General features: G+C 65.1%; 8 protein-coding genes. 6 read left to right on the plus strand and 2 right to left on the minus strand.

Annotated elements, in window-relative coordinates:
• Positions 1-147 precede the first annotated feature (147 nt).
• The gene (locus tag AC1DBQ_RS07840) at positions 148-1,008 is read left to right on the plus strand and encodes a hypothetical protein (RefSeq protein ID WP_476927967.1); all 861 of its coding nucleotides are present in this window, start codon (positions 148-150) and stop codon (positions 1,006-1,008) included.
• Positions 1,009-1,017: 9 nt separating this feature from the next.
• Positions 1,018-2,106, plus strand: a complete 1,089-nt coding sequence (locus AC1DBQ_RS07845) for a 4-hydroxy-3-methylbut-2-enyl diphosphate reductase (RefSeq protein WP_476927968.1) — start codon at positions 1,018-1,020, stop codon at positions 2,104-2,106.
• Positions 2,107-2,133: 27 nt separating this feature from the next.
• Here the strand turns inward: AC1DBQ_RS07845 and AC1DBQ_RS07850 are convergent, their stop codons facing one another.
• A complete protein-coding gene (locus AC1DBQ_RS07850; protein ID WP_476927969.1) occupies positions 2,134-3,372 on the minus strand; it encodes a DNA recombination protein RmuC in 1,239 nt (412 codons plus the stop codon).
• 209 nt (positions 3,373-3,581) lie between these two features.
• Here AC1DBQ_RS07850 and ychF point away from each other — a divergent pair, with 209 nt between their 5' ends.
• The 4 genes from ychF (at position 3,582) to AC1DBQ_RS07870 (ending at position 9,678) form a co-directional block, all read left to right on the plus strand.
• Positions 3,582-4,667: a redox-regulated ATPase YchF gene (ychF, locus tag AC1DBQ_RS07855; protein ID WP_091249401.1), complete on the plus strand. Its 1,086-nt coding sequence runs from the start codon at positions 3,582-3,584 to the stop codon at positions 4,665-4,667.
• A gap of 351 nt (positions 4,668-5,018) precedes the next feature.
• The gene (locus AC1DBQ_RS07860) at positions 5,019-6,800 is read left to right on the plus strand and encodes an ABC transporter family substrate-binding protein (RefSeq protein WP_476927970.1); all 1,782 of its coding nucleotides are present in this window, start codon (positions 5,019-5,021) and stop codon (positions 6,798-6,800) included.
• Between the two features lie 179 nt (positions 6,801-6,979).
• Positions 6,980-8,521 (plus strand): ABC transporter permease, encoded by a 1,542-nt coding sequence (locus tag AC1DBQ_RS07865; RefSeq protein WP_476927971.1) that lies wholly within the window; start codon positions 6,980-6,982, stop codon positions 8,519-8,521.
• 26 nt (positions 8,522-8,547) lie between these two features.
• Positions 8,548-9,678 carry an ABC transporter permease gene (locus AC1DBQ_RS07870; RefSeq protein WP_476927976.1) on the plus strand — a complete coding sequence of 377 codons (1,131 nt, stop codon included), beginning with the start codon at positions 8,548-8,550 and terminating at the stop codon, positions 9,676-9,678.
• 27 nt (positions 9,679-9,705) lie between these two features.
• On the opposite strand, the gene AC1DBQ_RS07875 is transcribed toward AC1DBQ_RS07870, so the two are convergent.
• On the minus strand, positions 9,706-10,284 hold a 579-nt coding region (locus tag AC1DBQ_RS07875), incomplete at its 5' end, for a PH domain-containing protein (RefSeq protein WP_476927972.1).

Consider the following 10,284-nt stretch of genomic DNA (forward strand, 5'->3'; position numbering starts at 1 on the left):
GGAGCGCCGGCCGGCAGCCGGAAGTTATTTCTTTCAACTMTATCCATAGCTTTACTGTCCATAGCTTTACCAGCGGGGCCTGACTTTATGGTCATGCGCGGGCCCGCCATAGGATKGGTGGGACCCCAACGACCTCCTAGGAATCCCTTGCGCACTTTTGTCTCCGCTGTCGCCGTCCTCGTCGGGCTCTTGATGGCCGCCGTCGCMGTTCCTGCCATGTGGGTGGACCGGAACATCGTCCAGGAAGACGGTTTCGTTGCCCTGACCGCGCCGCTGGGCAAGGACCCGGCGTTCCAGCAGCGGCTGGCCACGGCCGCCGTCGACGCCCTGGCCTCCGGTGCCAACATCCCCGAAGCCCTCACCCAGCTTGCCCGGCCGGTCCTGGACAACGCGGCACAATCGCTGACCGCGCTGCCTGGCTATTCCGACGCCTGGGCGGAAACGTTGCGCAAGAGCCACCGGCTGACGTTCGCCGACCCCAGCACGGTGCCGCCGGACGCGGACGTGACCTCGTCGCTGACTCTTGATGTGGCACCGCTCGTGGGACTCGTGGCACGGCAGGTTTCTGAGGCAACCACCCTGCCGCTGGAAGGCCCCGGCCAGGTGCTGATCCATATCGGGCAGTCCGACCAGCGCCAGCTCATCGAACGGGTCACCGTCTACGCCCCGATGGGATACGCCGTCGCAGTCGGCGCCTGCATCGCCTTCGTCATCGCGTTCGTTGCGGCCCGACGCCGGTGGGCCGTTTTGGCAGGCATGGGCGTCGGGGCGCTGGTGCTCGCCGGGGTATGGAAACTGGCCAGCGACRCTGCCKGTGCAGCCGTCKCCGCCACCTCGAGTGGCAACGATGTTGCGGAGCTCTTCAAGAGCGAGTTTGTCGCGGCGTGCTCAGCCGGTTTCGGGCAGTGGATCRTCGCCGCCGCCGTGACGGGAGCGGCCCTGCTGGTCACGGGAATTGCTGTCCGCGTGGCCGGGTCCCGCAAACGGGGCAACTTTGAACACCGGTAGCATGGGAGCATGACCTCCACCGCTGTATCCGTTCCGATGCCATCCGTTCCGCGCCGGCGGCGTTCACCGGAAGACGTTCTGGCAGCGGCACCTGTCGCCGGCCCCAAAAAGGTTCTCCTGGCGGCCCCGCGCGGCTACTGCGCCGGCGTTGACCGCGCAGTCATCGCGGTGGAAAAAGCCCTTGAGCACTACGGCCCGCCCGTCTACGTGCGCAAGCAGATCGTGCACAACGTCCACGTCGTCAGCTCCCTGGAGGAGAAGGGCGCCATCTTCGTTGACGAAACCGACGAGGTCCCCGAGGGCGCCCTCGTGATCTTTTCGGCGCACGGCGTCTCACCGGCCGTCGTCCAGTCAGCGGAAGACCGCGGCCTGCGGACCATTGACGCGACCTGCCCGCTGGTCACCAAGGTGCACCGCGAAGCCGTCCGGTTCGCCAAAGACGACTTCGACATCCTCCTGATTGGCCACGACGGCCACGAGGAAGTGGAAGGCACCGCCGGCKAGGCGCCCGAGCACATCCAGATCATCAACGGCCCGCACGAGGTCGACAAGGTCACAGTCCGCGATCCGGAAAAGGTCATTTGGCTCTCGCAGACCACCCTCAGCGTTGACGAAACCATGGAGACCGTCCGCCTCCTCAAGGAGCGGTTCCCCACCTTGCAGGATMCGCCCAGCGACGACATCTGCTATGCCACCACCAACCGGCAGGTGGCCATCAAGAAGATTTCCCCCCAAGCGGACCTTGTGATCGTGGTGGGCTCCGCCAACTCGTCCAACTCCGTCCGTCTCGTGGAGGTGGCGCTGGAATACGGCKCCAAGGCCTCCTACCGTGTCGACTTCGCCAACGAGGTCGACGAGGCTTGGTTCGAGGGCGTCGCCACCGTCGGCGTGACATCGGGGGCCTCCGTCCCCGAAGTGCTCGTCAAGGACGTGCTGCGGCTCCTGGCCGACTACGGCTATGGATCGGTCGAGGAAGTCGTCACGGCCGAGGAAGACCTCCTCTTCTCCCTGCCGAAGGAACTCCGGGCCACCCTGAAGCAGGCCGGCGATGTCTCCCGCGCCCTCGGGGGCCGCGGCACCCGCCCCGAGCAGTCGTAGGGTCCGGGCCCGGAACCCGGGCCCGGCTTAGGCCGCGGACTCCTCCGACTCGTCACGGGGCTGCAGCTCGGGGGCTGCGACCGCCCGCGRCGTGACCTCGACGGCCGGGGGAGTGACCAGGCCGGTCGCTTCGAGGGAGTTCAGCTTCCTGGCGGTGGGCAGGACCCGGGCCTCGAGGGTCCCGACCATGGAGTTGTACCGCTCCACCGAGGTCTTCAGCGAGGACCCCAGCTTGGTKACGTTCTCGCCGAGCGTGCCCATCCGGTCGTAGAGCTGCCGGGCGAGCTCGAAGAGTTCCCGGGCGCTGTCCGTCAACACGTCCTGCCGCCACGTGAACGCCACGGCCTTCAGCACGGCCAGCAGGCTTCCGGGCGAGGCCAGGACCACGTTTTTCGACAATGCATAGTCCAGTAGTGCCGGATCCGCCGAAAGGGCGGCGGCCAGAATGGACTCGGCCGGAAGGAAGCAGATCACCAGCTCCGGGGAGTTGCCGGGGATGTCCCAGTACTTCTTGTTGCCTAGCGCGTCGACGTGGGCCTTGAGGGCCTTTGCGTGGGCGGCGAGGTGCGCCTGCTGGCTGCCGGACGGCTGGGCGGCCTGCCGGCCCGCGGGCGCCGCGCCGAGCTCCTGGGCGGCAAGATAGGACGCCAGGGGCACCTTCGCGTCGACGACGAGCTGCTTATCTCCGGGCAGCTGCACCACGAGGTCGGGCCGGAGGCTACCGTCCGACCCGGCACTGTGGGCCTGCCCGCTGTGGACCTGTTCGTGGAAGTCCACGTGGCGCAGCATCCCCGCCGCCTCGACCACGCGTCGCAGCTGGACCTCGCCCCACTGGCCGCGTGCGCTGTTGGACCGCAGGGCCGACTCGAGCGCATGCGTGGACCGCAGGAGCTGCTCATCGGACAAGCGGGCCTCCTGCAGCTGCTGGGCGAGCTGGCCGTACTGCTCCAGCCGGTCGCGTTCCAGCAGGGAGACCTGCTGCTGCACGGCCGTGAGTTTTTCCGCCACCGGCGCCAGCGCCCGGAGCACACTTCCGTCCTGGTTCCGGGACTCGCCCAGCTCCCGGTTCTGGGCCGTGAGAAGGCGCCTCTCGGCGTCGGCGGCGGCGAACTGCGCGCTGACCTCCGAAAGCCGGGCCGATACGCCGTCGAAGTCCTGTTCCKCGGCGAGGTAKCGCCGGCGGAGCAGAACGAAAACGACGGCGGCGCCGGCAACGGCGCCCGTGAGCAACATGAGCAGGGCAAGAATCAGTGCAAAAGCATCCATGGCTTCACTGTTGCACGCCCCTGTGACAGTTTTAGCGCCGACGCCCGGATGAAGCCCCGAACGGGCCCGTAAGACCGCCCGTCAGACCGCCCGGAAGGCGCCAGGAAGTGTCCCGGAACTGCGCTCCTGCCGGTTTCGGACCTGCCGCCCTGAACCCCTGCCGGACCCGCCACGGCGATCACCAGCCTGTGCGGGTAGAATATATGCTCGTGGCTCTTACTATTGGCATCGTCGGACTGCCCAACGTCGGCAAATCAACCCTTTTCAACGCACTGACCCGCAACCAGGTCCTCGCGGCGAACTACCCGTTCGCCACGATCGAACCCAACATCGGCGTCGTGAACCTGCCGGATGCCCGGCTTGAAAAGCTGGCCGGCATCTTCGGCTCCCAGCGCCTCCTGCCCGCCGCCGTGTCMTTCGTGGACATCGCCGGCATCGTCAAGGGCGCATCCGAGGGCGAAGGCCTGGGCAACCAGTTCCTCGCCAACATCCGCGAGGCCGAGGCCATCGCGCAGGTCGTCCGCGTGTTCGATGACCCGGACGTCATCCACGTCGACGGCAAGGTCGATCCCCGCTCCGACATGGAGACGATCAACACCGAGCTGATCCTGGCCGATCTGCAGACCATCGAAAAGGCCATCCCCAGGATCGAAAAAGAAGTCAAGATCAAAAAGCGCGAGGCGGCCGAACTGGCAGCCATCCTGGCGGCCCAGGCCGTCCTGGAACGCGGCGACACCATCTTCTCCTCGATCAAGAGCGACAAGCTGGAGATGGAGCACCTCAAGGAGCTCGGCCTCCTGACCGCCAAGCCCTTCATCTACGTCTTCAACGCCGACGAGGGGATCCTGGGCAGCCCGGAGAAGCAGGCCGAACTGCGCGCGCTTGTGGCCCCGGCGGACGCCATCTTCCTGGACGCCAAGCTCGAGTCCGATCTCGTGGAGCTTGACGAGGCAGAAGCCCGCGAAATGCTGGAAATGAACGGACAGGATGAGTCCGGGCTGGACCAGCTGGCCCGTGTCGGCTTCCACACCCTCGGACTGCAGACCTACCTCACGGCCGGTCCGAAGGAAACCCGCGCCTGGACCATCAGGCAGGGCGACACCGCTCCGCAGGCGGCCGGCGTGATCCACTCCGATTTCCAGCGCGGCTTCATCAAGGCCGAGGTCGTCTCCTTCGATGACCTGATCGAGGCCGGCTCCATGGCCGAGGCGAAGGCCCGCGGCAAGGTCCGGATCGAAGGCAAGGAATACATCATGGCCGACGGCGACGTCGTCGAATTCCGCTTCAACGTCTGATGTCCTCCGCCCGGCAGTGCGGTAATTCTGCCAAGTAAAGGCAGATTAACTGGAAGGCCCCGATTTTCGGATCGGGGCTTTTCCTGTGTGCGGATCTATTAACCTTTTCCATCCCGGCCGTCAATGTTTCTGTGGAACGGTTTCTGTGGAACGGTGGCCCTGCTGAGCCTGTCCAATGTTGCAGCTCGGTAACGAACTTTACAGTGAGTCAACTTTGGTGGCTCTCGGCCGCATTTGGGGTTTACGMTTCATGCCATGTGAGACGGCCCACACTGCCGCTGGGGGAGTGTGGACGTCTGTCCGGCGCTGTAGGTGCCGGTCTCACCCACACCACAGAAACAAGGAGGCGGAATGCGCTTGGGTCGTATTTCCAAAGCAGTGGGCGTGGCGGCAGTAGCTGCCATCGCCCTCAGCGCCTGCGCAGGCAACAGCGGCGGGACAACCCCGTCCACTGCGGCCGCAGCAGGCAAGCAAGGCGGATCGGCAACCGTAGTCGAGGTCAACGCGTTCAACACGTTCAACCCGAACACGGCTGACGGAAACACTGACATCAACTCAAAGATCAGCTACGCCACGCACTCAGGGTTCTTCTACATCGACAACAAGCTCAACGTCGTCCGCAATGAGAAGTTCGGCAAAATGGAAAAGGTCTCKGACGACCCCCTGACGGTCAAGTACACCATCAATGACGGCGTGAAGTGGTCAKACGGCACGCCTGTKACCTCGGCCGACCTCCTGCTGCAGTGGGCCGCCTTCTCCGGCTACTACAACKACGCCGATGCGGACGCCAAGACCGGAACGTCCTACTTCTCCTACGCCGGTGACCCCACCGGTMTTGCGCTCACCGACTTCCCGGAGCTCAGCGACGACGGCAAGTCCATGACGCTGAAGTACTCCAAGCCCTTCGCCGACTGGGAAATCGCCCTCGGCGGCCCCGGCGTCGACATCCCGGCCCACGTCCTCGCCAAGAAGGCGGGCCTGGCCGACGCCAAGGCATTCGTCGACCTCCTCAAGGGCACGCCACGCGGCGACTCCAAGGCCCCCAAGCCGGCGAACACTCAGCTCAAGGCCATGGCAGACCTGTGGAACACCGGCTTTGACACCAAGACCCTGCCGGCAGATCCGAGCCTCTACCTCTCCAACGGCCCGTTCATCGTCAAGAGCGTCAACCAGGACCAGTCCCTGACCATGGTCAAGAACCAGGACTACAACTGGGGCCCGACACCCAACCTGGACGAAATCACCGTCCGTTACATCGGTGAGGCCCCCGCCCAGGTCCAGGCCCTCAAGAACGGCGAAGCTGACATCATCGCCCCGCAGGCGTCCKCTGACACCGTGGAGCAGCTCAAGGCGCTTGAGAGCCAGGGCGTGACGGTCGACGTCGGCAACCAGCTCGCTTACGACCACATCGACCTGAACTACTCGGGCCCCTTTGCCGACAAGAACGTCCGCGAGGCGTTCATGAAGGCCGTCCCGCGCGCCGACATCGTCGACAAGATCGTCAAGAAGCTCGACMCGAAGGCTGCACCGCTTGACTCGCAGCTCTTCGTCCCGGACCAGGCCCCCTACGCCGACTCCGTGAAGAACAACGGATCCTCCGCCTACCAGGGTGTGGACATCGAGGGTGCCAAGAAGCTCCTCAACGGTGCCACCCCCACAGTCCGCATCATGTACAACAAGGACAACCCCAACCGTGTCGATGCTTTCTCCCTGATCAGCGAGTCCGCCACCAAGGCCGGCTTCAAGATCGTTGACGKCGGCCTCGGCAAGTCCGACTGGGGCAAGGCCCTCGGTGACGGCACCTACGACGCCACCATCTTCGGCTGGAGCAACTCCGGTGTCGGCGTGTCCGGCGTCCCGCAGATCTTCAAGACCGGCAACGACTCCAACTTCAACAAGTTCAGCGATCCGGAAGCCGACAAGCTGATGGACGAACTGATTGTCACCACCGACAAGAGCAAGCAGGATGGCCTCGTCACGCAGATCGACAAGATGATCTGGGACTCGGCCTACGGCCTTCCGCTCTTCCAGTCKGTTGGCGTGGACGCATACAGCGACCGCATCACCGGTGTGAAGTACATGCCGAACCAGACCGGCGTTTGGTGGAACTTCTGGGAATGGGCACAGAAGTAGCCCGCGACTGCAAGTAACACTGCTGGAAAGGCGTCGGGACCATAGATTCTTCGGTCCCGGCGCCTTTCTGGCGACCTCCCTGGCGATGCCGTGGTTCCGCCGCCACATCGGCGGGAACCGGCCAAACTCCGCGACCGGCCCGGGCAATCCCCGGGCCCGAACTCCGAGGTTCTATACCAATGGTGACCTACATCTTCCGGCGGCTTGTGACTGCCGCCCTCATACTTCTCGGCGCATCCTACTTCGTGTATCTCCTGACAGCGGCGTCCGGCGATCCCCTGGAGGAGTTCCGTGCCAGCAACTCGCCGCAGAAGCAGCAGCTCATGGACGCGAGAACCGAGCTCCTGCAGCTGGACACCCCGGCCCCGCTGCGGTATTTCAAGTGGTTCGGCGGCGCGGTCCAGTGCCTCGTTCCGTTCGCCAACTCCTGTGACCTCGGAAAGAACATCGCCGGCCAGCMTGTCACCGAGGCTCTCGGCTTCGCGCTCGTGCAGACCCTGACGCTCGTCACCGGGGCCACCGTGCTTGCCATCCTGATCGGCATCACCCTGGGCATCGTCACCGCGCTGCGGCAGTACAGCACGCTGGACTACGGCGTGACGTTCATGGCCTTCCTGTTCTTTTCCCTGCCGATCTTCTGGGTGGCGGTCCTGCTCAAGGAATTCGGCGCCATCGGGTTCAACAACTTCCTGCGAAACCCCGAGGTTCCGCTTCCGACGGCACTCGGCATCGGCGTCGTCGCCGGCGCGCTGACAGCGGTCGCGGCGGGCGGGGCCATGAAGCGCCGGCTGCTGACCGGCGCCATCGTCTTCGCCTTCGTCACCGCGGTGCTGATCTACTTCTCCGCCACCGAATGGTTCAAGACCCCGGGCCTCGGTCCCGTGATCATCGCCATCGCCGGTGCCGGCATCGCCTTCGCCGTCACCTTGCTCTCCGCCGGTCTGAAAAACCGCAAGGCCCTTCAGTCGGCTCTGATCTCCGTCGGCGTCGGCGTCGTACTGTACTTCGTCCTGCAGCCGCTGCTCAACGACGCGACGTTCCTCATGATCGTGATCCTGGCGGTCGCCTTCGTCCTGATCGGCATGGGCATCGGCTATGTGGTGGGGGGCTACGACCGTGGGCAGTCCATGCGGGCGGCGGCGATCACCTCCTTCCTGGTCGGCTTCCTGATCCTGCTGGATCGTTACATGCAGGCCTGGCCCAGCTACTTCAACAACAGCCGTGTGCGCGGCCGGCCCATCGCCACTATCGGTGCCAGCACACCGAACATTGAGGGCKACTTCTGGGTCCTGAGCCTTGACTCCTTCACCCACCTGATCCTGCCCACCCTGGCCCTGATCCTCATCTCGCTGGCCAGCTACACACGGTTCACCCGGGCCTCGATGCTGGAAATCATGAACATGGACTACATCCGCACGGCCCGGGCCAAAGGCCTGAGCGAGCGGACCGTCGTCATGCGCCACGCCTTCCGTAACGCCCTGATCCCGATCGCCACGATCGTCGCCTTCGATATCGGAGCACTGATCGGCGGTGCAGTCATCACCGAAACAGTCTTCTCGGTCCGTGGCATGGGCTTCCTCTTCCTGGACGGGATCGCTCATGTCGACCCCAACCCGGTCATGGGCGTGTTMATCTGCGTTGCCATCACGGCCATGGTCTTCAACCTCATTGCGGACCTGGCCTACTCCGCACTGGATCCGCGCGTAAGGGTAAAATCATGAGCCAGTCAAGTCAGCAGGAAGTAATCATGGCCGAAGACGGCTMGCGGATATCAGCCGCGGCAGGAATTGAGCCGGTCCTCGAGGCCAAGGGCCTCAGCCAGGGCCAGATCGTCCGCAAACGGTTCCTCGKACACTCCGGCGCCATCATCGGCCTCGTGGTCTTCGCCCTCATTTTTGTCGTGGCCTTCACCTCGGTGGGCTACCTGGGCATTCCGGGCTGGTGGAAGTACACCCACGAGCAAGTCTCCCCGCTGGTCAACGACGGCRCACCGACGTCCTCGCTGTGGCCCCTGGCCTGGGGCGAACATCCGTTCGGCCAGGACCGGATCGGCCGGGACCTGTTCGCCATGACCATGCGCGGCGCGCAGCAGTCCATCACCATCATGCTCGTGATCGGCCTCATCGCGGGCCTGATCGGCGCGGTGGTCGGTGCCATCTCCGGCTACTTCCGGGGCTGGGCCGAGGCCATCCTGATGCGCGTGACTGACGTCATCATCATCATTCCTGCCCTGCTGCTGGCCGCCGTCATGGCGCAGCTCGCCGGCCGCCGGGACCAGGGAAGCTGGTTCGCCACCTTCGCCAGCACCAACGGCGTCCTGGCCCTCGGAATCTTCCTCGGCCTGATCAGCTGGGTCAGTCTGGCCCGCCTGATGCGCGGCGAGTTCCTGTCACTGCGAGAACGCGAGTTCGTGGATGCGGCCCGGATTTCCGGCGCCAGCAATGCCAGGATCATCTTCAAACACATCCTGCCCAACGCCGTCGGCGTGCTGATCGTGAAMGTCACCCTGACGATGTCCGCGGCCATCCTCACCGAAACCGCACTGAGCTACCTCGGCGTCGGCGTCAAGGCCCCGGACACTTCCCTGGGCCTGCTCATCTCGCAGAACCAGCAGGCCTTCGCCACCCGGCCATGGCTCTTCTGGTTCCCCGGCATGTTCATCGTKCTCATCTGCCTCAGCATCAACTTCATCGGMGACGGCCTGCGCGATGCCTTTGACCCGCGACAGAAGAAGTTCAACGCCAAGAAGGCGGTGGACCACAGGGGGACTGCGGTGCAGGCAAGTGCYGTCACAGCCCCCGACGCTCCCGGGTATGAGGAATCCGGGCCCGAGGGATCCCGGTACGACGGACCTGCCGACGGAACCCAGGGCAAGTAGATGCCGGCCCCCTGCAGCAGGTCCGCGCTAGCCGGCGGTAACCGCCAGGTAGCTCGCCGCCAGGAGCAGTACGACGGCGCCAATCGCCACCCAGCGGACGGTGACGGTCGCCTCGGTGGCGGCAGCGTCGTCGGCGGCGAGCTGTCCGCTTTCCACCAGCTCATGCCACCGTGCCCGCACCAGCATGGCGGCCTGGCCGGAGTCCGTGGTCTTCAGGTCGCCGGGKCGGACCGACCTGCCGGGTCCGTAGGTGGTTGCCGGCAGGCCGTGGAGGTCTTCCGGGCGGCCATTGCGACCGCCCCAGATTCCGGGAGCGGGTGCGGCCCAGGAGACGTAGCTCTTCCGGGCCGTCACCAGGGTGAGTGCAAAGCGGGTATCGACGTGCACCAGCGCGGCCCACGGAACMTCGATCGAGCGGAACGGATTTTCCAGGGTGACGCCGAAATCGTGCACCACCACGGACGGCATCCAGAACAGCTGCCAGCCCATKAACGCAATGAAGGCCAGCGGGGCGACGCCCGCCAGCGCTCCCGGGCCTGCCATGACAACCGTGGCGACGACACCGAACGCGGCCACCGTCCAGGACAGCCAGGCGAACCATTTGTT

Source organism: Arthrobacter sp. 10T413_2 (assembly GCF_056394205.1).